The sequence below is a fragment of the Marinobacterium sp. xm-a-152 genome, from assembly GCF_013282965.1.
GTDB lineage: Bacteria > Pseudomonadota > Gammaproteobacteria > Pseudomonadales > Balneatricaceae > Marinobacterium_E.
The window spans coordinates 271,672-296,891 of record NZ_WBYI01000002.1; the positions used below are offsets into that span (position 1 = coordinate 271,672).

At 48.5% G+C, this 25,220-nt stretch carries 24 protein-coding genes and 1 tRNA gene; 10 read left to right on the forward strand and 15 right to left on the reverse strand.

Annotated features, from left to right (window positions below; genetic code table 11):
* Positions 1–98: 98 nt before the first annotated feature.
* The 4 genes from phoU to phoR all read left to right on the forward strand — a co-directional run bounded on the left by phoU (position 99) and on the right by phoR (position 3,847).
* Complete coding sequence (gene phoU, locus XMA152_RS02920) at positions 99–818, forward strand: phosphate signaling complex protein PhoU (protein WP_173481836.1); 720 nt, start codon at positions 99–101, stop codon at positions 816–818.
* A 105-nt stretch (positions 819–923) separates the two neighbouring features.
* Entirely contained in the window at positions 924–1,784 is an 861-nt protein-coding gene (ubiA, locus tag XMA152_RS02925) for a 4-hydroxybenzoate octaprenyltransferase (protein WP_371739804.1), read from the forward strand.
* Between the two features lie 71 nt (positions 1,785–1,855).
* Entirely contained in the window at positions 1,856–2,551 is a 696-nt protein-coding gene (gene phoB, locus XMA152_RS02930) for a phosphate regulon transcriptional regulator PhoB (RefSeq protein WP_173481835.1), read from the forward strand.
* Between the two features lie 9 nt (positions 2,552–2,560).
* Positions 2,561–3,847, forward strand: coding sequence for a phosphate regulon sensor histidine kinase PhoR (phoR, locus tag XMA152_RS02935; protein ID WP_173482639.1), 1,287 nt, complete (start codon positions 2,561–2,563; stop codon positions 3,845–3,847).
* Between the two features lie 6 nt (positions 3,848–3,853).
* On the opposite strand, the gene cysZ is transcribed toward phoR, so the two are convergent.
* The 9 genes from cysZ to hisB are packed head-to-tail and all read right to left on the reverse strand — an operon-like array spanning position 3,854 to position 8,983.
* Positions 3,854–4,612 (reverse strand): sulfate transporter CysZ, encoded by a 759-nt coding sequence (gene cysZ / locus XMA152_RS02940; protein WP_173481833.1) that lies wholly within the window; start codon positions 4,610–4,612, stop codon positions 3,854–3,856.
* A 6-nt stretch (positions 4,613–4,618) separates the two neighbouring features.
* Positions 4,619–4,849 (reverse strand): hypothetical protein, encoded by a 231-nt coding sequence (locus tag XMA152_RS02945; RefSeq protein ID WP_173481832.1) that lies wholly within the window; start codon positions 4,847–4,849, stop codon positions 4,619–4,621.
* A gap of 10 nt (positions 4,850–4,859) precedes the next feature.
* On the reverse strand, positions 4,860–5,291 hold the full coding sequence (locus XMA152_RS02950; RefSeq protein WP_173482640.1) for a hypothetical protein: 432 nt from the start codon (positions 5,289–5,291) through the stop codon (positions 4,860–4,862).
* Complete coding sequence (locus XMA152_RS02955) at positions 5,288–5,560, reverse strand: hypothetical protein (protein ID WP_173482641.1); 273 nt, start codon at positions 5,558–5,560, stop codon at positions 5,288–5,290. Before XMA152_RS02955 ends, XMA152_RS02950 begins: the two co-directional genes overlap by 4 nt.
* Positions 5,560–6,162 carry a DUF416 family protein gene (locus tag XMA152_RS02960; RefSeq protein WP_173482642.1) on the reverse strand — a complete coding sequence of 201 codons (603 nt, stop codon included), beginning with the start codon at positions 6,160–6,162 and terminating at the stop codon, positions 5,560–5,562. The genes XMA152_RS02955 and XMA152_RS02960 overlap by 1 nt, the downstream gene beginning before the upstream one ends.
* Positions 6,163–6,184: 22 nt before the next feature.
* A complete protein-coding gene (hisF, locus tag XMA152_RS02965; RefSeq protein WP_173481828.1) occupies positions 6,185–6,958 on the reverse strand; it encodes an imidazole glycerol phosphate synthase subunit HisF in 774 nt (257 codons plus the stop codon).
* Between the two features lie 10 nt (positions 6,959–6,968).
* Positions 6,969–7,709, reverse strand: a complete 741-nt coding sequence (hisA, locus tag XMA152_RS02970) for a 1-(5-phosphoribosyl)-5-[(5-phosphoribosylamino)methylideneamino]imidazole-4-carboxamide isomerase (protein WP_173482643.1) — start codon at positions 7,707–7,709, stop codon at positions 6,969–6,971.
* A 26-nt stretch (positions 7,710–7,735) separates the two neighbouring features.
* Positions 7,736–8,386, reverse strand: coding sequence for an imidazole glycerol phosphate synthase subunit HisH (gene hisH, locus XMA152_RS02975; protein ID WP_173482644.1), 651 nt, complete (start codon positions 8,384–8,386; stop codon positions 7,736–7,738).
* 3 nt (positions 8,387–8,389) lie between these two features.
* Complete coding sequence (gene hisB / locus XMA152_RS02980; protein ID WP_173481825.1) at positions 8,390–8,983, reverse strand: imidazoleglycerol-phosphate dehydratase HisB; 594 nt, start codon at positions 8,981–8,983, stop codon at positions 8,390–8,392.
* Positions 8,984–9,106: 123 nt separating this feature from the next.
* On the opposite strand from hisB, the gene XMA152_RS02985 reads away from it, so the two are divergent.
* The 4 genes from XMA152_RS02985 (at position 9,107) to XMA152_RS03000 (ending at position 12,141) form a co-directional block, all read left to right on the forward strand.
* The gene (locus XMA152_RS02985) at positions 9,107–10,663 is read left to right on the forward strand and encodes an AsmA family protein (RefSeq protein WP_173482645.1); all 1,557 of its coding nucleotides are present in this window, start codon (positions 9,107–9,109) and stop codon (positions 10,661–10,663) included.
* 12 nt (positions 10,664–10,675) lie between these two features.
* Positions 10,676–11,728: an A/G-specific adenine glycosylase gene (mutY, locus tag XMA152_RS02990; protein WP_173482646.1), complete on the forward strand. Its 1,053-nt coding sequence runs from the start codon at positions 10,676–10,678 to the stop codon at positions 11,726–11,728.
* Complete coding sequence (locus XMA152_RS02995; RefSeq protein ID WP_173481822.1) at positions 11,729–11,998, forward strand: oxidative damage protection protein; 270 nt, start codon at positions 11,729–11,731, stop codon at positions 11,996–11,998.
* Positions 11,999–12,065: 67 nt separating this feature from the next.
* Positions 12,066–12,141, forward strand: a tRNA-Phe gene (locus XMA152_RS03000).
* A 64-nt stretch (positions 12,142–12,205) separates the two neighbouring features.
* Here XMA152_RS03000 and XMA152_RS03005 read toward each other — a convergent pair.
* The 6 genes from XMA152_RS03005 to XMA152_RS03030 all read right to left on the reverse strand — a co-directional run bounded on the left by XMA152_RS03005 (position 12,206) and on the right by XMA152_RS03030 (position 17,904).
* On the reverse strand, positions 12,206–13,288 hold the full coding sequence (locus XMA152_RS03005) for a site-specific integrase (RefSeq protein ID WP_173482647.1): 1,083 nt from the start codon (positions 13,286–13,288) through the stop codon (positions 12,206–12,208).
* Between the two features lie 213 nt (positions 13,289–13,501).
* Positions 13,502–13,888: a GntR family transcriptional regulator gene (locus tag XMA152_RS03010; protein ID WP_173482648.1), complete on the reverse strand. Its 387-nt coding sequence runs from the start codon at positions 13,886–13,888 to the stop codon at positions 13,502–13,504.
* A 10-nt stretch (positions 13,889–13,898) separates the two neighbouring features.
* Entirely contained in the window at positions 13,899–15,626 is a 1,728-nt protein-coding gene (locus XMA152_RS03015) for a DNA polymerase (RefSeq protein ID WP_217363980.1), read from the reverse strand.
* Positions 15,623–16,186 (reverse strand): hypothetical protein, encoded by a 564-nt coding sequence (locus XMA152_RS03020; RefSeq protein ID WP_173482649.1) that lies wholly within the window; start codon positions 16,184–16,186, stop codon positions 15,623–15,625. The genes XMA152_RS03015 and XMA152_RS03020 overlap by 4 nt, the downstream gene beginning before the upstream one ends.
* A 130-nt stretch (positions 16,187–16,316) precedes the next feature.
* The gene (locus tag XMA152_RS03025) at positions 16,317–17,129 is read right to left on the reverse strand and encodes a hypothetical protein (protein WP_173482650.1); all 813 of its coding nucleotides are present in this window, start codon (positions 17,127–17,129) and stop codon (positions 16,317–16,319) included.
* 217 nt (positions 17,130–17,346) lie between these two features.
* The gene (locus XMA152_RS03030; RefSeq protein ID WP_173482651.1) at positions 17,347–17,904 is read right to left on the reverse strand and encodes a hypothetical protein; all 558 of its coding nucleotides are present in this window, start codon (positions 17,902–17,904) and stop codon (positions 17,347–17,349) included.
* Between the two features lie 202 nt (positions 17,905–18,106).
* Here XMA152_RS03030 and XMA152_RS12560 point away from each other — a divergent pair, with 202 nt between their 5' ends.
* On the forward strand, positions 18,107–23,119 hold the full coding sequence (locus XMA152_RS12560) for a type I secretion C-terminal target domain-containing protein (RefSeq protein WP_173482652.1): 5,013 nt from the start codon (positions 18,107–18,109) through the stop codon (positions 23,117–23,119).
* Positions 23,120–23,122: 3 nt separating this feature from the next.
* The coding region (locus XMA152_RS03040) for an S-layer family protein (protein WP_173482653.1) at positions 23,123–25,220 on the forward strand (2,098 nt) is incomplete at its 3' end.

Consider the following 25,220-nt stretch of genomic DNA (forward strand, 5'->3'; position numbering starts at 1 on the left):
CCTTTAACCAAATCGACACGAAACTGTCACAAATCTCTAACATTCTTTTGAAATACTAAAGGTAATTAGACCTAGTTGACCTAAAAAGAGGGTTTGTAATGCGCGACAGTGGCGAGATCTATTCGCAACACACATCAAATAAGTTCAACGAAGAGCTTGAGAGGCTTCGTTCCGAATTTTTAGAGATGGGCAGAACCGTTAAGCAGCAAGTCACTGACTCTTTGCATGCACTGCTCAATCAAGATATCTCACTGGCTGAATCAACTCGTGAGCTGGATCGAGAGACCAATCGCTTCGAAAATCAGATAGATAAAGCGTGTGAACAGATCATTGCGCTTCGCCAGCCAGCAGCCGTTGATTTAAGGCTGGTTCTGTCAATCAACCGTGCCATTGTTGATCTGGAGCGTATCGGAGATGAAGCCTCTCGCGTTGCCAAACAGGCCATCGATCTGTCAAATAATGAATCGAGTAGCAAAAGTCTTCATGAGGTCAGCCACATTGGTGAGATGGTCACAGACATGCTCAACTCAGTATTAATCGCTTTTGAAAATCGTGACATCGAATTAGCGTACAAAGTGGTCAAGAGTGATAAACATGTTGATCGTGAATACCAGTCGACCATGCGAGCTTTAATCACTTTCATGATGGAAGACTCACGCTCTATCAGTGGTGTGCTAAATATTATCTGGATTCTTCGTGCACTAGAACGAATCGGTGACCATGCCTGCAATTTGGCTGAGCAAGTCATCTACCAAGTCAGCGGTACCGATGTTCGTCACATGAAGACTAAAGAGATCAAAAAGATCGTTCGAGAGTAAGCTTGCGACTCTGCTTCTAACAAAGCCACCTTCAGGTGGCTTTGTTGTTTTAAGCACTCCCTCACTTCATACTACCACCTTAATTTAAAGATACTTGAGTCACTTGTGATCACTGCAGATAAACTCCATGCCGCATGGCAATTGATGCGAGCAGACAAACCGATTGGCACCTATCTCTTGTTATGGCCAACTCTCTGGGCTTTATGGATCGCCGCAAGTGGCTTACCCAGTTGGGATCTACTGTTTATCTTTACCTTTGGGGTATGGGTGACTCGTTCAGCCGGCTGTGTCATCAACGACTTTGCAGACCGCAAAGTGGATGGCCATGTAAAGCGCACCTCAGAAAGGCCGCTACCAACGGGCCGCATCACTAGCAAAGAAGCCATTGGCTTGTTCGTCGGATTAATGCTGATCGCGTTTATCTTAGTGCTGTTCACGAACAAAGCCGCGATCTTGCTATCGCCCATCGCTCTGTTATTAGCCTTCAGCTACCCCTTTATGAAGCGCTACACCCACTTCCCCCAAGTCGTTTTGGGTATGGCGTTTGGTTGGGGAATTCCGATGGCCTTTGCTGCAACCTTAGGCGAAGTGCCATTAGTCGGCTGGTTAGTCTTCCTTGCTAAAATTTTATGGACGGTCGCTTATGACACCATGTACGCCATGGTCGATCGGGATGATGATTTAAAGATAGGCATCAAATCGACAGCTGTATTTTTTGGCCAATACGATCGCATGGCTATAGCCGGCCTACAGATTGCTGCTCTTGCTGTACTGGTTTGGATTGGAATACTGGAATCCCTTGGAATCTATTTCTATCTTGGACTGATAGGTGCTGTAGGGTTCTTTATCTACCAGCACTGGCTGATAAAAGATCGTGAACGCATGCCCTGTTTCAAAGCATTTTTAAATAATCACTATGCTGAACTAGTTGTTTTGGTGGGATTAGCTGCTGATTACGCACTGTAAAACGTCATTGTCATCTTTTTGTAACGAAAGCATCATTTAATGAGGTCAATGAAACAGATGAGAGAGTTACCATGAGTCGTTCCAGACGCATACTGATCGTTGATGATGAATCCGCTATTCGTGAAATGATTGTAATGGCACTAGAGCTCGCCGGCTTTGAGACACTAGAGGCCTGTGATGCAAAAACAGCCCATGCCATGGTCATTGATGAAAAGCCTGACATGATGCTGCTCGATTGGATGATGCCTGGTACCAGCGGAATAGAGCTAGCCAAACGCCTTCGCAGCGACCCTACCACCAAAGACCTACCGATCATCATGCTGACGGCGAAAGCTGATGAAGACAATAAAATTCAGGGCCTTGAAGCGGGTATAGATGATTACATTACTAAGCCTTTTTCACCCAAAGAGCTGATCGCTCGCTTAAAAGCGGTTCTTAGAAGAAGCCTTCCCGAGAGTGATGAGGGCGCCATCTCAATCGGTGGGATTATTTTAGATCCAGTCTCACATCGGGTTTCGGATGCTTCCGGCCAGTCGCTCAATCTAGGTCCAACAGAGTTCAAACTGCTTCATCTGTTTATGACACATCAAGATAGAGCCTATTCCCGGGGCCAATTATTAGATATGGTTTGGGGCGGGAATGTCTATGTGGAGGAGCGAACAGTGGATGTGCACATTCGACGTCTTCGCAAAGCACTAGGGCCAGACCTTGGTAATTTAATCCAAACAGTTCGTGGTACAGGATACCGTTTTTCAACCAAACTCTAGGATAGATTTGTGACCGAATCGATAGCACGCCAACTACTTGGCCTTCTCAGCTTTACTCTTGCTGGTGCAGTTCTCGGTTTTTTTACAAGTCACAACCTAATACTGGGTGCATTATTTGGCTCTTTGCTTTGGTCGATATTGAGTTCGCTGCTGAACGCAAAGTTAGTCACTTGGCTAGACCAAAATCTCAGCTCGCCAGATCCTAAATTACCCTTTGAACAGGGGCGTATTGTTCGCTCGATAGCCAACTATCGGAATAAGACGGAAGCAGAATACGATGAGATCCATGCCGATATGGATCAGTTTCAAGCAGCCACCTCTGCCATGAAAGACGCCATCGTCATCATTGATAATCAAGACAATATTGAGTGGTGGAATAATGCCGCTGAAGAGATATTAGAGATAACCATTGAGCAGAAACATAAAAGGGTACAGGAGGTCTTTTCTGAACCTAATTTTTTAGAATTTTACTCTCAATCGTCTCATATCGCTTCATTCAAAGCAGACTCAGCAGACCAGAAAAGAGTGCTTGAGTACCGTGTAGAGTCCTTTGGTGAAGGTGACAAAGTTCTAATTGTTAGGGATATCTCTGAGAGCGAAAAAATTGGCCTTATGCGTCATACCTTCTTAGCCAATGCGTCACACGAACTGAGAACTCCAATCACAGTTATTCATGGGTATCTGGAGACATTACAAGAGCAAGAGCTGCCCAAACCAATACAAAAAGCGATCCACTCTATGCAGTCTCAGAGCAGTCGTATGGCTGCTCTGATTGCTGACCTTCTAACCCTTTCTCGCTTGGAAACCAGCTCAGAAAATAAGAGCCGAAAGCCCATTTTCATTAGAGAAATGCTAGAAAGGATCACAGAAGAAGCAAAAGAGGTGTCAGGGCCAAAACAGCATCAAATCTCGCTCAAAATGGACCAAGGCTTTGAGATTCTTGGTAATGAGGGTGAGGTACGTAGCGCCCTCTCCAACCTTGTGTTCAATGCGGTTCGATATACACCGGCTAACGGAGTCATTGATATAGCACTGGAGAAACTGGACAACGGCGTACAGTTTTCAGTGACCGATACCGGAGTCGGTATACCAGCTGAACACATCCCAAGAATCACAGAACGTTTCTACCGAGTGGATGAGGGTCGATCACGCGACAGTGGTGGTACTGGTCTTGGGCTGGCCATAGTGAAACACGTGTTGGTTCGGCACAATGCTAAGTTGGGAGTAACTAGTAAACCGGGTGAAGGCAGCCGATTTAGTGTGACCTTCCCTGAAAGTCGAGTGGTTAAGATTTAGCAGCGCTTACTTTAAACGCCCCTGCTCACCATCAGCTTCATACTCTTCCACCCAAAAGATCGTCGCACCAATCACGGCCGCCGGCATCAAAATCAGATTCAATAGCGGCACCAACATACCAAGCTGAATCACCGAGCCTAGACTTAACGCAGACCAACGGCGCTCTTTCAATAACCCCTTCATTCGCTTGAAAGTCAGACCGTTATTATCCATCGGGTAGTCGATGTACTGAATCGCCATCATCCACGCACTGAAGATGAACCAAAGCACTGGGGTCGCTAGGTTGATGAGCGGTATAAAGCCTAGAATCAACAAGAGCAAAACCCTTGGAATAAAGTACGCCAACTTAGCTAACTCACGCGCGAGGGTGCCGGGAATCATCTGCAATAGGCTGAGTTCATTGCTGATCGCATCGCCTCGCAGACGCTGCTCAACCCGTTCTGAAAGGATACCGTTGAATGGCGCGGCTATAAAGTTCGCAACAACCGAGAAGCCGTAATAGACCATCAGCACCAAGACCAGTGCGAAGATAGGCCATAAGAAGTAGATCAGATAATCCAACCACCCCCAATCGGGTAACCAGAGCGCGATTAGAGCATCAACCCAAGCAGAGAAGTTGGTCACCAGAAGATAGATCGCCCCAACAAAGATGACTGTATTGATCAGCAAAGGTACCAATACAAAGGCGCGAAGACCGGGCTCCGACAGCATTTTGAAACCGCGGCCTAGATAGGCCAACCCTGAGAAAGGCGAGTTCGTGCGCATGGTGAATTACGCTAGGAAGTTTAGGTAGACTCGAATCACAACCGCCAGAATCATGCCGCTCAGACCGATGCGGTTGATACGAAACTCGGTTGGGTTAAGTTTGAGTAGCGGCTCCCAAAAGCGAATGATCGCTTTCCAATCGCCACTGCGAGTTCCATACATGGCCAGAGAGATGATGTAGATGCCCAAGCCACCCCAGAATAGGAAGGGCTCCATCGCTGCTAAATAGTAGTTCATTCAATTGTCCTTATTGTGTTGCGCAGTGCTGCTGCTTTTGACGCATCAGAAGACGGCAGCCATCGCCGCGACTGTTCAGATCGTAGCAGGCAAAACGAGCCCACTCTTTCTCCTCTTCGGTCTTCTCTTCTTGGAACTCAGGCACCCCATCACAGAAGCTCTCTGCACGTTCGGCAACGCCCCAACAACCGCGTAGATACTGACCGGCATCGACCGTACACGAGATGCTTAAGCACTCAGCAATCTGACCAATAGCATCATCAAAACAAGCTGCGTCCGTTTTTACCCTACCCTGCTCTTCACCCTTAGCAAAGAACTCGGCAGCAGCCTGTTGTCGCTCTGAATTGAACGCTTCGAGCCAATCATCACCGGCAAACTCTACCCAGAGGTAGAAGCCGATGCCTGACATTAAAATAAGAGCCCAGATGATCTTTTTAATCACGCAACGTCTCGCTTATTGGGTTTATAGAGGCCAACGATGGTTAACAGCAGACCCAACACACTCAGCAGCATGCCGCCGTTCACCAACAGTGGGTAGCGCACCATAAAAGGAATAAAAGGTTGTTCTGTCTGTGGATCACACTCTGAGAGAGTATAGTCGTAGAAACCACCGGTCGCCGTGCAGCTCTCGATCAAGTGCTGCTCGTACATGTAAGCCCCCATCAGTGCGAGGCTTGGAACAATCAGAAGAATAAGACCCAGTCTAAGCATTACTCTTCGTCGCTGATCCCTATGTTTGAGATGCCTTGGTTTTCACCAAGTTCACGCAGTGCTGCAATGGTTGCAGCATTCTGTTTAGCGCCGTTTAGCTGTTCCAGAACTTCGCTCTGAAACGCATCTTCATCCAGCATCATATCGTGTGAGTTGATCATGCGGATCAGCTCTTCATCTGACATCTGATCGTCCGCTTCAGCAAACTCAATGTAAGCCGATACGGTTTCGTAAGAGAGGTTTGATACCGCAACTGCGTCGCTCGCCTCTTTCTCTAGCTTACACATCAGCGTTGAGTAGAGCGCCAGCATGGCATCGCGGGCAGGAATGGCACCAAAGGTGTCGAACTCATCGAGATCCACCAGGTTATCGTCTACATGGCCGAGCTGAACGTCGTAGTTTAGCTTGCTACCGTTTTGGGCCAGTTCACCCCATACGCCATCAAGCACTGTGCGCATGCGATCTAAATCACCAAACTCCATCAACTTGGAGAACAGCGCGAAGTTATTGAACATACGCTCGGTCAGCGCAGCAGAGAAGGCAACCTGCTGCCAGTGCTCAAGGTTACGAATCTCAGTTTCTAGTTCATTGGGATCTAGCATCGATGCCTACCTTTGCCATTGATTAAAGACGTACTTCAATACCGCGCTCGCGCATATACGCTTTCGCTTCGGGTACTGTGTATTCGTTAAAGTGGAAAATAGAGGCGGCCAGCACTGCGTCGGCTTTGCCTTCAATACAGCCATCAACCAAATGATCTAGGTTACCAACGCCACCTGATGCGATGACAGGAATGGTCACCGCTTCAGACACTGCGCGAGTCACGCCTAAGTCATAACCACTTTTCACACCGTCTTGGTCCATGGAGGTCAGTAGAATCTCACCCGCACCAAGCTCTTCCATCTTTTGCGCCCATTCAACAGCATCTAGGCCGGTAGGCTTGCGACCACCGTGGGTAAAGATCTCCCAGCGGCCCTCTTCATCTGGAGCAGAGACTCGTTTCGCATCAATCGCCACAACAATACACTGGCTACCAAAACGATCCGCGGCCTCTTTGACAAACTCGGGGTTAAATACGGCCGCCGTATTAATAGAGACCTTATCAGCGCCAGCATTCAATAACGTACGAATATCATCACAGGTACGAACACCACCGCCAACGGTCAACGGGATAAACACTTGCGACGCCATACGCTCAACCGTATGCACCATCGTGTCACGGCCTTCATGGCTGGCTGTGATATCCAAAAAGGTGATCTCATCAGCCCCCTGTTCGTCGTATCGACGGGCGACCTCAACTGGATCACCAGCATCACGAATATCGAGGAACTTAACGCCTTTAACGACGCGTCCGTTTTCGACGTCCAGACAAGGGATAATGCGCTTCGCTAGTGCCATCTATAAATCCTTACTTAGCCGTCAGCTGATCGCTAAGAGCCTGTGCTTCAGCCACATCCAGTGTGCCTTCATAAATAGCTCGGCCAGTAATCGCACCCAAAATGCCTTGGTCAGCCACTTCCGCCAATGCACGGATATCGTCGATGTTCGTGACACCGCCTGAAGCGACAACAGGAATACCGCCCTGTACCGCCAGATCAACGGTAGCCTCTACGTTAACGCCCTGCATCATGCCGTCACGAGCGATATCGGTGTAGACAATTGAAGAGACACCGTCATCACGGAAACGTTTAGCCAGATCAACCGCCATGACGTCAGTCACTTCCGCCCAACCATCAATCGCAACGCGGCCATCTTGCGCATCAAGACCCACAATTATTTTGCCTGGGAAGGCTTTACACATCTCGGTAACAAACTCAGGCTCTTTAACCGCTTTAGTACCGATAATCACGTAAGAGACGCCGGCATCTAGGTAGGCTTCAATGGTCTCTGCAGAACGGATACCGCCACCGATCTGAATCGGTAGATCAGGGTATGCTTTAGCGATCTCACGAACGATACCACCATTGACTGGCTCGCCTGCGAACGCGCCATTCAAATCGACAAGGTGCAAACGTCGACATCCCGCATCGACCCACTTTGCCGCCATATCAACGGGGTTGTCAGAGAATACGGTTGAGTCATCCATACGGCCCTGACGCAGGCGCACACATTTACCGTCTTTAAGATCAATCGCAGGGATAATTAACATTGAAGCTTTTCCTATGGGTGAACGACTTAAACTTGGCCGTTCCAATTTACAAAATTCTTTAGAAGCTGAAGGCCCGCTTTCGAGCTCTTCTCTGGGTGGAACTGCGTAGCAAAGACATTGTCTTTTGCCAAAGCCACATCAAAGTCGACACCGTAATTTGCGGTACCGGCAACCAATGCTTGTTCCGCCAACTTAACGTAGTAGCTGTGCACAAAGTAGAAACGTGTGTCGTTTTCTATGCCCTGCCAAAGTGGGTGATCAATACTCTGCTGAACCTGATTCCAACCCATGTGCGGCACTTTGAGCTTGTCGCCATTGTCGTCTTTAAGATCTTTACCAAAGAAGTTAACACGGCCTTCAAACTCGCCTAAACACTCCACACCGCCATTCTCTTCAGAGAAGTTAGTCAGTGCTTGGTAACCCACACAGATACCTAGGAAGGGCTTTCCAGAGCTGATCGCTTCGCTCACCTCTTGATCCACACCAAGACGGCGCATCTCTGCTACACAATCGCGAATAGCGCCAACACCTGGCAGAAGGACGCGATCCGCATCGCGAACCTTCTGTGGATCAGCCGTCAACACGACCTGAGTGCCGTCGTCGGAAACCAGTTCAAGCGCTTTGGCAACCGAGTGCAGGTTACCCATACCGTAATCAATAACGGCAATCGTGCTCATAACTTATAGACACCCTTTAGTTGAAGGCATCATGCCGGCAGCACGATCGTCAAACTCCAATGCCATACGTAGAGCGCGGCCAAAGGCTTTGAAAACAGTCTCTGCTTGGTGATGAGTGTTCTTACCGCGCAGGTTGTCAATGTGCAGCGTAACGCCCGCGTGATTCACAAAACCGTGGAAGAATTCGCCAAACAGATCGACATCAAAACCACCCACAGAACCACGCACGAAATCGACGTGCATCTCTAGACCTGGACGACCTGAAAAGTCGATTACAACACGTGACAATGCCTCATCAAGTGGCACGTAAGCGTGGCCGTAACGACGAATGCCTTTTTTATCACCAACTGCCTGCTTAAACGCTTGGCCCAGTGTAATGCCGATATCTTCGACTGTGTGGTGATCATCGATGTGTGTATCGCCATTCGCTTTGACGTTGATATCAATCAAGCCGTGACGCGAAATTTGGTCCATCATGTGCTCAAGAAAAGGGACGCCAGTATCGGCTTTAAACTCGCCGGTACCGTCCAAATTGATCTCAACACTGATCTGAGTTTCTAGCGTATCGCGTGATACGTTTGCTGTGCGTGCAGCCATGTTTCTCTCCGCTAGTCATGCGCAAAGCGCAAGTATAGCGAAATCGCGCTGGAAACGGCAGATTAACTGGCTTTTTTTAATTTTCGACTACACTGAATGTAAATCCCTAATTTGGAACACACTATGAAAGTCGCTATTCGAATAATCGTCGCTCTACTTTTGCTGGCTGTTTTAATGGTTGGTGCACTGGCAGGATACATGGCCTACCTGTTTGATCCCAACGAATATAAAGCCGAAATCGAGCAGCAAGCCAAAGAAAAAGCCAGCGTTGAACTGGTAATAAATGGCCCGATCGGTTGGTCGCTCTACCCAACGCTTGCGATTGAGCTAAGCGATATCTCTGCGCAATCGAGCGACTCAAAACAACAGGCGACCCTCGAAAACGCACGAGCTGTCATTAGTATCCCAGCACTGTTGGGCGGCAAAGTTGAAGCGGACAGCATTCAAATCAGAGGGCTAATGCTCTCTATGCCCAATCAAGACCAGGGCAAACTCGATCTAGCCATCGATCTGACAACTGCTCTGCAATTCGATACCGAGAAGCAGATTCTGACTCTTTCAAACATCGATCTACGATTTGATGAAAGTCGCTTTAAAGGGTCAGCGACCGTCGACCTGAACAGCCTTGCCATGCAAGTGAATTTAGCAGGGGACAGCATCGATCTGGATCGCTACCTCCCATCAAGCGACACTGAAGCGAATAGTGACTCTACCGATAAAGGCTGGCCAACAGATCCTATAGAGATATCACTGCCCATTGCTGATAACTCTTCTTACCAGCTATCGCTCGATACCCTTATCGTGAAAAAGCAGACCATATCTGACATAAAACTCAGCGCCAAAACCAAAGGGGGCGTGCTGACCGTCGATCAGTTAGATGCTAAGGCTTTTGGTGGCTCTTTAAATGCCACTGCCGAGATTCGAGCAGATAACAAAGCGCCAACCTTAACGGTCAATCCAATATTTAAAGACATTGCCGCAGAACAACTGATGGCACTGGCTATGGAAGACCCCATACTCTCGGCCAAAGTCGACCTAGCAGGAACGCTGAGCACTAAAGGAACATCCGTTAAATCATTCATCGAAAACCTGAATGGCAAAATGACACTGACCGCTGATGAAGGAGTAGTCAAAGGGATCGACATGGCACAAGAGCTTTGCCAAAAGATCGAGAACATCACCTCGTTCGGCTTCAACCCTGATCAGGTCGATAAAACCACCCCGATTGCTAACCTGAGCAGCGATTTCATTATTAAAAATGGCGTTGTAACCAATCCTGAACTGCTAGCTAGTGTCGATGCCGCCAACTTAGATGCCAACGGGACCGTTAACCTGCCCAAACAGTCACTGGATTACACGCTGGGGCTTACCATTAAAGAGGATCTATTCCAGAAGAGCTGTGGCATCAATCCAGCACTGCGTGGCACTCGTATCCCCGTCAATTGCAGAGGCACATTCGATACCGACCCTGTTAAACTCTGCAAACTGGATACCCGTTTTGTTGGTGACATGCTGAAGAAAGTAGCGGGTGAGAAGCTACAAGCAGAGATCGACAAGAAAAAAGAAGCACTCGAACAGCAAGCCAAAGAGAAGCTACAAGACTCTCTTAAAGATAAATTGGGCGAACAGCTGAAAAGCCAAGACGCCGGATCTCTGATTAAGGGGCTGTTCGGTAATTAGTAAAGAGACCGAATGGATAACAGTCACTTCTCTGCGACCCTGTTGAAATGGTTTGATCAACACGGTCGCAAACACCTCCCCTGGCAACAGAATAAAAACGCCTACAACACTTGGATCTCTGAAATTATGTTGCAGCAGACCCAAGTAGCGACTGTGATTCCTTACTACAACGCGTTTATGGAGCGCTTCCCTACAGTCGAAGCCTTAGCCAAAGCACAAATTGATGAAGTTTTGCATCACTGGACCGGTCTGGGTTACTACGCCCGCGCCAGAAACCTGCACAAAGCCGCCAACATGGTTGTTAATGAGTTTAACGGTAACTTCCCGCAAGATCCTCATCTGCTCGAGCAACTTCCCGGCGTTGGACGATCAACCGCCGCCGCAGTGAGTTCCATTGCTTATGGCACCAAAGCAGCCATTCTGGATGGCAATGTAAAACGCGTCTTAGCACGGTACTTTGCTGTCGAAGGTTGGCCCGGCAATACCCAAGTCGCTAAAAGACTTTGGGAGCATGCAGAATCATTGACCCCGAATAGCCGTAATGCCGACTACACCCAAGCGATGATGGATCTTGGAGCGACACTCTGCACTCGCTCCAAACCCCGTTGTGCAGACTGCCCAATCAGCGCCGGCTGTGCAGCTCTAAAAGCAGATCGCGTTACAGATTTTCCTGGATCAAAACCCAAAAAAGATAAGCCCACAAAACAGACCTTTATGTTGTTGATAAAAGAGGGTGAGAAGTTCCTTCTCGAACAACGGCCCGCGGCAGGCATATGGGGTGGACTGTGGAGTTTTCCGGAAGTCACAGACCTACGGGACATAGAGAAAAACTGGGCAGTTGATCAAAACAACCTAGAGATCCTAGAGCCGTTTAGACACACCTTCTCGCACTACCACCTAGAGATCACACCCGTCGTCATCAATGCAGACGACCTACAAGTCGAACACGTCATGGAAGAGCGAACCACACTCTGGTATAACAGCGTACAACCCAGCGAAGTTGGCTTAGCGGCGCCCGTTAAAACACTGATTCAAACACTCAGCGCCGCACACAAGGAGAGTTAAATGTCACGCACCGTATTTTGTCGTAAGTACCAAGAAGAACTAGAAGGCCTAGAGCGCGCACCCTACCCCGGCCCAATCGGCCAAGATGTGTTCGACAACATCTCTAAAAAAGCATGGCAAGAGTGGACCGATCACCAAACCATGTTGATCAATGAAAAGCACCTCAACATGATGGATGCAGAATCGCGCAAATTCTTACAAGGCGAAATGCAAAAGTTCTTCGCTGGAGAAGATTTCGAGAAAGCCGAAGGCTACGTACCCACTAAATAAAGATTTTTTAAATCAGACTGTTGACACCCAAAGCAGATCTCGGTTTAATACGCGCCTCCAATGAGTTGCCTCGATAGCTCAGTTGGTAGAGCAGAGGATTGAAAATCCTCGTGTCGGTGGTTCGATTCCGCCTCGAGGCACCAATATTAAAGGCTTGCAGAGATTGCGGGCCTTTTTTATTTCTCCCTTGCGGGACTTTTGCGGGACCTACCCCACTAGCCTCAACCTTCTCATCACGACCAGATCCGGCTTGTCACTCTTAGAGCAGACTTTGTTTGCCGCCTCAATCAGTGACGTTAGTTCTGCCGCCGAATAATGTGTTGTTATTCGACCAGAGCGATGACCTAAGAGATCCTGTCGGTCCTCAAAGCTCACACCTGCTGCTCTTAGCCTCCGGCCAAAGGTATGTTTAAGGTCATGCACCCTCACCATATCTAAGCCAACCGACTTTCGAGCACGTAGCCAGGCCCCATTGAGCATGCGTTGTACCGGTCTATCTTGGTATGGAAACACATAGGTGTTACTCAAACCGCGCTGTTCCTCTACAACACTTTTAGCCTCATCGTTCAAAACGATGAGACGTTCATCTCCGTTCTTTACGTGTTCGCTGGGGATAATAAATACTGAAGTTTTAAGTTGAGGCACCTGAACTTCCCACTCCCATCGGAGATTACAGACTTCAGCGTCTCGACAACCCGTATTCACTGTAAACAATGCCATTTGCTTAAGGTGTTTTGGTAACGCCTCAAACAACTTCTCTTGTTCATCCCAGCTCAGTGGATAAGGCTGGCGCTTATCAACATCTGGCAACAACTTGATTCTTGGTGCCGTCAGAAGCCAACTCAGGCCATACTCATCTACCCATTCGTGTGCCGCAAGGTTGAGTATACGACGCACGACTTTTAGGCCGTGGTTTATGGTGCCAGCGGCAGCACCTTCTGCTCGCCTGTGGTCAATCCACGGCTGCAGAGATCCCAGATTCAGACGGCTGATCGATGTATCGCCGATCCACGGCATAAGCTGTTTCAAACGACTGATGTCGTTCTTCAGGCTTCGCTTATGAGTGTTTTCCAACACATACTTAGCCGCAGCTTGCTCAAATGAGCGTTCGGGTCTTACACCGTATATTTCCGCCTGACGAGCTTCTTCGATCACTCGCGCTAGGAGTTTTTCGGCCTCTACAAGTTGATCTGTTCCAGTGCTGCGGCAAATGCGCCGCCCTGAGATTTGCTTGTCGATGTGCCAGACACCGGCTCTTTTGATGAGTCCGGGTATTTTTTTACGTCCCATATGGCCTCTCCTTTCGGTTGACCAGGACGCCCGTTGCGAGCTTTATATTGCTCCGCCCAAGCGTCTAGTTCAAGTCTGTCGAACGCCACTCCTTGCACCCCCATCTTTATTTCAGTCACAAATGGCCGTACTTCGGCACTGAACCTATTGCGGTCCATGCCCAAGTAAAACGGAGCATCACGTAACCTAATCAAGCGGGGCAGGAGTATTTGTTCAGCAGACATCTGAGCACTCCAACACTGTTACAACAGGGCTTTTTCCTCGGCCTTGCTTTACAGATATCAGCTTCGCTTTTGAAAGTTGTTTCAGTGCCCGTCTTTTAGAGTATCGATCGACCCCAAACTCGCGTAGCAACTTATTCGACAACTGGACAGAATTGGTATTCTTTACTCCAGTCAAGAACCAGATCGCTATAGCTACATGAAGCGCCTGACCAGACTGCTGGCCAGCTTTCATGAGCCACTCCAGAGAAATAGGCCCTCTCAGAAAACGCCCCGTGATTCGCTTCCTTGAGGCCTTCTCAACAGCCTTCTCTTTAGGCGGAGATGACTCTGGACGAAGCCCATCCGGTAAAGCAATCTGTTTAGGATCAATCGACATGCCGCTACCCTCAGCCTTCGATGTCAGCCGCTAGCCCAATAATGGTCTCCCATAAATGAGCTCCGCGTTCATCGGTATAGCGTTCAGGGTATTTAACAACATCCACGTCCGAGCTCAGCCGGAATCCACTCAAGATATAATCACTGACATCCGCCATGATGACCTGAGCCTTGCTAATGACTTCATCGAGTTCATCCAGTGGAGCTTCGATGAGGACTGCATCATGAATGGGGGCACATACTTTGATACCCTCATCAAGCATGACGCTAATCGCCATCCGTAGCATCTCAGCCCCGTTTGCTTGCATAGGGAAGTTCCTCAAAAAGCGGGGATTGGGGTTAGTACCAACGTTGATAGTCCAGTCAAAAACCGTATGAAGCTGGTTACGAAGCATTGCTCGATCCACAGCTGCATCTGACCATGCCCAGAACTCTCTGTAGGTTTCACGGTGAAGTCTGAGCAACTCCCTCGCCCTTACAACCGGCTGATTGATGCGAGCTGCCAATGATTCGGCACCCATCCCATACTGAACAGCTAAAACACACGCCTTAAACTGGTCTCGTTCTGATTTGTGACTCTGCCTAGTCGCACTTTCAGGAACGGCGCCAGCTTGCTTGGCAAAGGCAAGGTATGGATCGCCAGACTTATAGGCTGCCTTCATCTTCTTGTCACCAGAAAGAGCAGCAGCAATACCGAATTCTTGCTGTGACCAGTCGATGTAAGCAATTCCGAAGCCCTCTTTAGGCTTGATAAGGCTTCTTAACCAAACAGAAGGCCCAAATATGAACCGAGAGTTGCTGGGTTGGTTGCGACCTGTTCGGGCACTAAAAGGCGAGAGCAGGCAACGATTCCTGCCATCTTTCCCAACAGGCAAGTCAGACAATCGCATTTTGGAAAGCAGATATCTAAGCTCACGGAGTGGCGATACTTCAGGGTATGACTTAGCCATATCCCTGAACGTGTCATCGCTCAGATCAAGATTCCCAGTAGGTAGCCGAGGCCAAGGTATCCCGCGATCGATTAGGAACTGAGCAAAGCGATCCTGTTTAAACGTGCGACCTTCATAGATACCCGTATCACCAGCAATTTTTTCAATAAGGGCATCTTGTATTGAGTCCCAAGAGCCTTTGAGAAGATCAAGAGACTCTGTATCTATAGGCACCCCATTGAACTCCATTCGAGCAACGGACTTCATATATGAGCCACGTAAGTATGCATAAGGCGGTTCTAAATCTTGCTCCATTACAGGATATAGTCGCTTCAGTGCCTGAACATCAGACTCACAATACGCAAGAATTTGCCGGCGCTCGAATTCACTCCAGGGGCCACCACCTAGAATTAGCTCACGCATAGAATCCTTTTCAGAACCCTCTAATGAATCCAGACCATAATATGAAAGCGCACCAATCAAACCCCTTCCACAGGGCGTATCTAGGCCATTAGTGAGGTTCCTAAACTCAACGTATAGGTCTACTACCCTTTCTGGCATTTCCCAGCCTAGTGCAAGATGGCAACCCATCTCAGCGGATGCATAGTAGGCGACAAAGACCGAGTCTTTGCCTATGTCGTAAGGAGGTGCTTCCATTTGTGCGAGCTCATCCTGCCAGTAGCGCAATGTGCGTCCAGAGAGGTATTCATGAGCAACTAGGCAGACAACCTCAGGATTATTGCCATCGACTGCTATGAACTCAAAATCAACAAACCAGATAGACTTTATTGGAGTCATAAGCTTGCTCATAGCTCACCTCCTTGCAGGGCACGAATAACAGCATGATCAGTTGTTTCGATATACCTACCCTTGAAAGCAATCTTCAAGATCTCTTCAAAAGAAAGGTCCGGCCATTCAGGCTGAGGGATCTCGCCTAATGCAGTAAATGTGTCATAGGCCCCCAGTGACATATTCGCTGACACACGCACCCAATAATCTTGGGCGATCTGAGCGGCATCACGAGCAGACTCGTTCCAACTATTAGTGCGGCCCTCTGCATTAGGAAGACCTATTGGCCAGAGTGCTAAAACACCCTGCCTGTTTATGTAGGTAATTAAAGATTTAGCCACCCATTCAGATGGGAGCTCTGGTAGCAGATGAGGAGCGAGAAGGTAGATCTCGCGCTCTTCTTTTAGCTCGATAACAGCCGTATCAACGCGATACTCTTGGTTTGGGTGAACCCTAACGAAATCCTGCTTACCAGGTTTTCGGACAGGTATGGTAGTTAGGTGTTTTTTTACGCCTGTGTTCTCTCGGAAGTTTTGAGATAGGCGAATATTTGATGGGTTAAATTTCGTAGTACTTTCCATGGGTTGATCTCCTTAAATGTGGAAATCAAAAGTTCGCATGGAAACTGACCTAGAGATATTTGCAGCGAGCTAGTAAACGGTATACAGAGTGCTAGCAAACTGAACACTTTTTAAGCAAAAAGGATGGTTCTTAAAATATTTTGTACAGCAAGTGATCTTTATTAGCCTCCCTTAGCCAGGTGTAAACCCTTCGCTCAACATCTTTTGTTTTCAGTGCCCCAAATCTTGATTTGTCATACTCAACTACTTTCTTTGCTAGATGAATTGAGCCCTGCCTCATAGAGATAAACTTGGACTGGTTAAATTGATCGATAGCGTAATCCTTTAACTCATGATGCATAGCCGCTCTGGCTTGCCCCCCTTTTCGAGCCTGTTCGGATCTCGAATTAGCAAGGGCTTCCATTGCTGCAGAATGGAGAAGGGCCTGCTCTTCTTGATGAAAACTGATGTCTACAAATGGGCCGCTCTTCAACATCACCAATGCTGTGACACACTTATGGGCAGCAGACTCACATTGACGTGATAATGGTTTAGCTGCATTGCCGCTAAGAAAAGTTTGACTCTCGATAGCCAAAAAAATGATCGAAATAAATACATAAATTTCACCTGCACCGTCTATAAGATTCCTTAGACTAGTGTAGCCCGCTGACCGTAACAGAATGACAGCATCGACCATATCACTTAGGTCTGGACTGATTTTTGACCATACATTAGTGTCAAACAACCATGTTTGTTCGGGAGTATCCCCAAGCCCTTCGTATACATCAGGATAATCAGATTTTATCCAATTGAGCATGACCTCGATAAGATGCCGTTGAACTAGATGCAGCTCCTCTTCCACAATACATTCCGAGTCGACAACCCTAAGGGCAAGAAAATATGCACCCACCATTCCTAACCGTGGGTGGTACCTTTTGAACACTTTAGTGTTAGAACTTTCCACTACACCTTCCTGAATATGATCTACATATACTATTAATAATATACATAAATATATTGCACAGGAGGGCATAGATGCACAGGTTATGTTGCGCCAGTGCACAGGTAATAGTTAGGCTATCTAATCGGTTAGCTCTTCTAAAATGGCTTCAAGATCACGCATGTCAGCACTGTGAGCGCCTGCTTTTAAGGCATTCATTGAACTGGCAGACTTGCCTTCTTCAGTCTGAGGACCTGTCGACTTCGACCAAGGTTTCCACGATTTGATCTGCTCTGCTTGCTTTGCGCGAGCCTCTTCTGTCCATCTCATGAATGTCACCAGTGTTTAGTTCGTTTTCCAGATTTTTTTCTGAATAGTTGATTTGCTGGTTGGTAGCCACATTAGCTGTATCCGTACGGATATAGTTATTGGCTACTTTGGGATGAGTGAGATCGTTTATGGTGCTTGCAGTTCGACGAGTATTGTTTTGAACCTTGAGTGCCATATCCATAAGCGCCAGCATTCGCTCAGGTGTGTTCTGGTTGACTGCCAACTGCATTGTGCGTGTAAACAAAACATCTAGAAGGTGAACTTGAGAGCTGAGTTTATCAACCAGTGGCTGACTGTCGCCGGATTTTAGCTTCTGGGCCATTTGGCGGGCTTGTGAGGCGAACTCAGTAACATCAAGGGTTGTTTTGTCTTCAGTGCTAAAAAGCCCCCCAGCGATCTTTGCAGTAGCGAACACACTACCCTCACCAGCAATGATAGATTGTTCTAGTTTTGGATTCTTTGACCCCATAGCCGCACACCATTAACTGTTCAAATATACAGTTAAGTATAGCATTTTTTAAAAGAAGGCTAAAGGTGAATTGAATATAGTTACAATTACCTATTTGTAGACTAGAATGGTAATATTTTTAAAGGCTTTGGGCGGTACCAGTGGTTTAAACCCGAAAGAGGGGTAACGCCACCCTGTGCTATGACTTATTGGATCGAGCCACGTGAGTAGTTTATACACATACCAATCATCAACCAATTGGATAATCACCGAAGGGCTTACCAGCTCTTTCGATTTTGTTTTAGCTACAGCTTCAGCACCCAATTACGATGTTGTACTAACAGTTACCCTACCTGCGGATCTTTGCTGGGAAGATGGATCGACTGACCCCAGAACCTTTACTTTCACGTCGGAAAACTGGTTTGAGCCACAAACTATCTCCTTTACGACAATTGATGACCTTGTAATTGAGGGTGATATCAGCTCGCAGATCGGTATCACGCTGAGCAGTGCGGATTCAACTTTCAACACCAGTGAAAGTATTGCAATATTTATCATAGACAACGACTTCCAACGTACCCTAGAGCCTACAAAAGCACCTAGTGATGGTAACAACGCCATCCTCTATGACGAGTACAAGACAACTTCATCTAACATTTACGATCTTGGTGCCGGGAATGACTGGATTCAACTCAGCGCTCAGATGCAAGCTGACTCCACCGTTTATCCTATCGACTTCCAAGGCGGTTCGGGTAATGACACCCTACTTGGTGTCTCCGAGGGTTCCGGTGAGCAAGGTAACGATTGGATTGAAGCCGCTCTTGGTCCTGCAGCTTTCCTATCAGGCGGCAGTGGTAACGATACACTGATCGGGGGTAATTCCACTGACACATTGATCGGCGGTACCGGCGACGACAACCTGGAAGGCGGCGAAGGTAACGATAAATTATATGGCGACCTCAATGACTGGACTGCAGGCGGCAAGTCTGTAGCCGACTATATCTCCACCGTTTCCGCCGGCGACGATACCCTCCATGGTGGACTTGGTAATGACAGCCTTTACGGCAACGGTGGCGATGACGTCCTCTACGGGGATGGCGATAACGACTACCTTTATGGTGACGATGGCCTTGATACCCTCTATGGTGGAACGGGTGATGACCGGCTGTATGGTGGTAACCAAGACGATTTGCTCTATGGCGGCGAAGGCAGTGACACCCTCTACGGCGATGACGGTAATGATCGCCTAGAGGGCGAAGCAGGCACCGATACCCTCTATGGCGGTGCCGGCGAAGACACCCTACTTGGCGGCCTCGCGGCTGACACCCTCCTTGGTGATGCCGGCAACGACAGTCTGGATGGCGGCGCGGATAACGACACCCTCTATGGCGGTGACGGCGATGATACCCTTCTCGGTGGTACCGGCAATGATCGCCTGGAAGGCGAAGCAGGCATCGATACACTGACCGGTGGCGACGGTATCGACTCCTTTATCTACACACTAGCGAACCTTGACGAAGCCGCTGATGCCCCCATCTTCGATACGATTACTGATTTCACCGCCGGTATCGGTGGAGACATCATTGACCTCTCAGAACTACATACTGGCAACCTTGACGCTGGCTATGGTAATAGCTGGGCCGGGGCTGAGTTTGCATACGCTCATGGCTATATCCAGTTCATTCAGTCCGGCAGCGACACCTTGGTGCAATATGACCGCGACGGTTGGACTAACAACTACATTGGCAAGACCATTGCCGTACTGGAAAATGTCACCGCATCCACCGTACTAGCCGGCACCAACAGTACCCCTGTACTGAGCGATAAGCTCTTCTATATTGAGACCCTAGGCACGCTGAACGAAGACAGCAGTGCGCTGCTGACCTATCGCATTGTGCTAGGTCAGGCACCTACGGCACCAGTCACTGTCACCATCCAGGGTGGTTCACAAATTATCGTTAACGGCAGCAGTACAGGCAGCCAAATCGTCTTTACCGCGGATAACTGGTGGGTCCCGCAGACACTTGAGGTCCGTGCGGTCGATGATCTGATCATTGAAGGCAATATCGACGCACCTCTACTTCATACCTTTGCAAGTGCGGACAGCGCCTTTGACGGCTTAAGCGAGAGCCTTTCAGTTTCTGTTATCGACAACGACTTCCAACGTACCCTAGAGCCTACAAAAGCACCTAGTGATGGTAACAACGCCATCCTCTATGACGAGTACAAGACAACTTCATCTAACATTTACGATCTTGGTGCCGGGAATGACTGGATTCAACTCAGCGCTCAGATGCAAGCTGACTCCACCGTTTATCCTATCGACTTCCAAGGCGGTTCGGGTAATGACACCCTACTTGGTGTCTCCGAGGGTTCCGGTGAGCAAGGTAACGATTGGATTGAAGCCGCTCTTGGTCCTGCAGCTTTCCTATCAGGCGGCAGTGGTAACGATACACTGATCGGGGGTAATTCCACTGACACATTGATCGGCGGTACCGGCGACGACAACCTGGAAGGCGGCGAAGGTAACGATAAATTATATGGCGACCTCAATGACCGGACTGCAGGCGGCAAGTCTGTAGCCGACTATATCTCCACCGTTTCCGCCGGCGACGATACCCTCCATGGTGGACTTGGTAATGACAGCCTTTACGGCAACGGTGGCGATGACGTCCTCTACGGGGATGGCGATAACGACTACCTTTATGGTGACGATGGCCTTGATACCCTCTATGGTGGAACGGGTGATGACCGGCTGTATGGTGGTAACCAAGACGATTTGCTCTATGGCGGCGAAGGCAGTGACACCCTCTACGGCGATGACGGTAATGATCGCCTAGAGGGCGAAGCAGGCACCGATACCCTCTATGGCGGTGCCGGCGAAGACACCCTACTTGGCGGCCTCGCGGCTGACACCCTCCTTGGTGATGCCGGCAACGACAGTCTGGATGGCGGCGCGGATAACGACACCCTCTATGGCGGTGACGGCGATGATACCCTTCTCGGGAACAGTGGCGATGATCTACTGGACGGCGGGACAGGTTTCAATATTTTGACAGGCGGAGCTGGCACCGACACCTTCAGGGTCACCTACACAGACTTCCTAAACTCGACCAATATCATTACTGATTTTGCTGCTGGTGCCGGCGGCGATCTGCTCGATTTTACTGATATTCATCGTTCCAGCATGGATCTAGGTTACTCCACTTGGCCTGCAGAAGAGCTACCCTTCAGTCATGGCTATTTCCGGCTTGTACAGAGCGGTGATGATTTAATCATCGGATACGATCGCGACGGCCATTACTCAAACCATTTCTTTGAACCCATTGTTACGCTCTTGGATACCGATGGATCCACTGTTGCACCCGATAACTTTACCTTTGGCCAAGAGAACTTTGATATCTTGCGAACAGGTTTCGCTGTCAATCAGGTATTCAGAAGCAACGGTACAGCCTACCTCGATGTAAATCTCTGGGGCGGAGCGCCGACCACTGATGTAGTGATCACAGCACGCACGATCGCAGGGGCTGACGTAGGAGCGGTCACGTTCACCTCAGTCGATTGGCAGGGAAGTAAGCAGATTGAATTAGGGTCAGTAAGTGCTAATTTCGATGCAGGGCGAGATTTGACCTACCAAATGCAATCAACGGATGTGGATTACAATGCCGGCGGTCTTATTGCCGTTGTTATTGACGACACACTAGTGGTACAAAATCCGAATATTTACCACCCAGAGCTGGCAATTGTATCGGCCGATAATCACAGCTTTAGCGTAAATTATAATCAGACGCCAAGTTCGTCTATCACGTCTGCAGTGCGATTGGTGTGCTCATCAGATGAAAGCATCATTTTAGACGGCACACTGACGATTGTCAGTGGCGATGCGAGTATTACTCTAGCCGACACAACGCTATCGGGCGCCTATGATTTTAGCGCAGCTGCGACCGTAGACGGTGAAGTTCTTACATTTGACGTTTCACTCGACTTCAATAATCCAAACACTTTTACCGTCACACCGATCGACAGTGTGATAGACGAAGGGGAACAGGAAGTTTCCTTTACGGTCAGTCTGGATCAGGTTGCTGGCGAGGCAATACTGCTAGATTGGACCATTGCCGGCACAGGAACAAATGCCGTAGCGGCCAGCGATTTTGTTGGCGGCACATTACCGACCGGTACCTTAAGTTTTGCGCGTGGAGAACAGTTCAAAACGTTCACTTTAAACCTCAACGACGACTCAACAATCGAAAATACCGAAGCACTTGAAGTTACCTTAAGTGCCAATGTAGGGAGCTTCAGTAATTCCTCCTCAAAGGCGTCTGTCGTAATAAAAGACGACGACTCGCCCGCTATGTCCGGTACGCTTAATTATTGGAATGGCGATACCCTAGATTTATCGTTAGGCGTAATAAAATCACAGCTACCCATCACAAATGCCGGAAATAGTAACTTCAGCAATATACGGTTTGATTCAGCGACTGATACGTTGTCCCTGGATTTTTATGCTTTGCCCTCAGAGATCGGACAAAATTTTGACTTCGGGTTTAATGTTGAGCCTGGTATTTCAGTTCAGGTGACCGAGTCCTCTGCAAGTTCCGACTGGCTGTTACTTGATGGTCGAAATGGATCGGAATTCAGCCTGGCAGGCGTATCCGCAAGCACACTTACAGGGTCCGATCCTGTATTGATGTTCAGCATCGAATTTATCGGTGTATCCGTAACAACGATGCCTACATTTACGGGCGGTACACTTGGGAATGAAATACTTCTACCCGACGATATCTACCAGGAAGGTGCTATCAGTACCATTAATGGCAACCTTACATTTGATGGCGACCAAGGACTGTTCGAGCTGTCGTCGGGGCAACTCTATGCAGCAAATTATGATTTAGCGATATCGTCAAAGGATGCTCTCATCGCGCTTCAAATAGCAAATGGGTCTCTCACTGAGAACACACTCACCAGTCCACTACAAATTAGCGCTGCAGACGCCAATCAAAGCGGCGAGGTCACTGCTCTTGACGCCTGGTTGCTGCTAAAACAGATTGTTTCAGGCAGCAGCGACTCAGCAATCGGTACACTGCATTTTGTCGAGGATAATGCCGATTTGTCAGGGATTACAGCCGATAACTCGTTGGTTGACGACTTCGGATATCTGGACTCGCTTTTGGATGTATCACCCAACCTGACTGCTTATATTGTTGGCGACTTAGACGGTAGCTATGGGATTCTGTAGCAGATGAATCGATTTATCGTTACATCGACCTTAATAAATGGGTACTACCATTTTTCGGTCTACTACAACGGCAGCCTCAATTCGATATCCGGCTTTGAAACTTCGCTAGATATTGAAACCGATGGCAGCTCGATCAGCACATCTTCACTATCGATTAGCGTAAATCCGGAATTTGATTTAGTTGATGTCAATGAATCTGCGGGCTCAATTAGTGGCATCTCATTCAGCGGTCTAACATATACGCCTGACCAGTACGGCTGCTTGTTATATACGTTTACATTAGCTGCAAACCTTATTGATGACTCAACACTTATCACGATTCAACAATCTTCCGGTGAGTCGTTTTTTGACAATAATGGTCAGGCTATTGATGTCTCGGATTTCGAAACGTTTATCAATAACAGTGTCGACTCATCAACTTACAGCACGGGTGACTACGAACTTTCGGAATCAGATACAAATTTTACTTCAAGCGAGACCGGCAGCTACACAATAACCGGCAATGATGCCGCTAACGTGCTGAAAGCTTCGTCGTTAGGATCTTTTCTCAAGGGAGAGGATGGAGATGACACTTTAATCGGTGGTATCGGAGATGACACTTTTGAAGGGGGGACAGGTACAGACCTAATCGTCGGCGGTGCCGGATACGATCGAGTTGTTATCGATGGCGAATCTTACAACTACACGCTATCTACAACGGGGAGCCAGGTCCTATTAAGCGGCACTCCTGATTTATTTACCGGTATCGAAGCGTTTATTTTTAATGATGTAGAGCGAAATTTACTTCAGCTTAGCTACGCTGATAGTAATTTACTGAGCAACCAGGTTTACAAGCTTGCAGCCACCGGAGTCTCAACCGGCCTGCAAGCAACTGCACTCAATAGTACTACCAATCAGCTCACATTTTCACTCGTTACCGACTTATCTGGCGAAACATTAGACACCTCTGACCGATTTTCCATTGATCAAAACGGGGAAGTTTATGTGGGATCAGCAGGCCTAAACTATGAAGCGGCAAATAGAGAGTCAGTATTTATTCTGATTGAAGGAAGTTACGGACTTCGCTTAGTAGTCGAGGAGCTAATCTCGATATTAAATAAAGATGAAGCCGCTACCGGAACGCTCAGCGTTATCGGAACCGCCGAAGAAGGCGCAACGGTATCAGCCTCGTTTGCTGACCTTGTCGATGTCGACGGTACGATTACATCCACAACCTACCAGTGGCAGATCTCAGATAATGGCAGTACCAATTGGACCAATCTGGGCAGTGAGACCAACGCCAGCTACGCCATCGCCTCAGACCAGAGCCAGGTCGGCAAGTACCTTCGCGTCGTCGCCACGACCACCGATGCCCTCGGCGGTGAGACCACCTTTACCAGTGCCGCAAGTACCGCCATCGCGAATGTGAACGACGCTCCGGTCGTCGCAACTACTCAAAGTATTACCACCGCTGAAGATACCGCCGTCTCGATTACCGTCAGTGGCTCTGATGTCGATGGCGATACCCTAGCCTACAGTGTTACGACTGATCCAACACACGGCTCTGTTACTGAAACCAGCGAAGGTGTGTTTAGCTATACCCCGACTGGAAACTACGTGGGTACCGATAGTTTTATTGTGACTGTCAGCGACGGTAACGGAGGTTCGGATACTCAGACCATCAACCTCACGGTCACGGCTGTCGAAGATGAAGCGACGGGGACATTAAGCGTTACCGGAAGCGCAGAAGAAGGTGGAACGGTCTCAGCCTCGTTTGCTGACCTTGTCGATGTTGACGGCACGATTACATCCACAACCTACCAGTGGCAGATCTCAGATAACGGCAGTACCAATTGGACCAATCTGGGCAGTGAGACCAACGCCAGCTACGCCATCGCTTCAGATCAGAGCCAGGTCGGTAAGTATCTGCGTGTCGTCGCTACCACCACCGATGCATTAGGCGGTGAGACCACCTTTACCAGCGCTGCGAGTTCTGCCATCGCTAACGTCAACGACGCACCGGTTGTAGCGACCAGTCAGTCTGTAACCACCGCTGAAGATACCGCGGTTGAGATTACCGTCAGCGGCTCTGATGTCGATGGGGATACCCTCGCCTACAGTG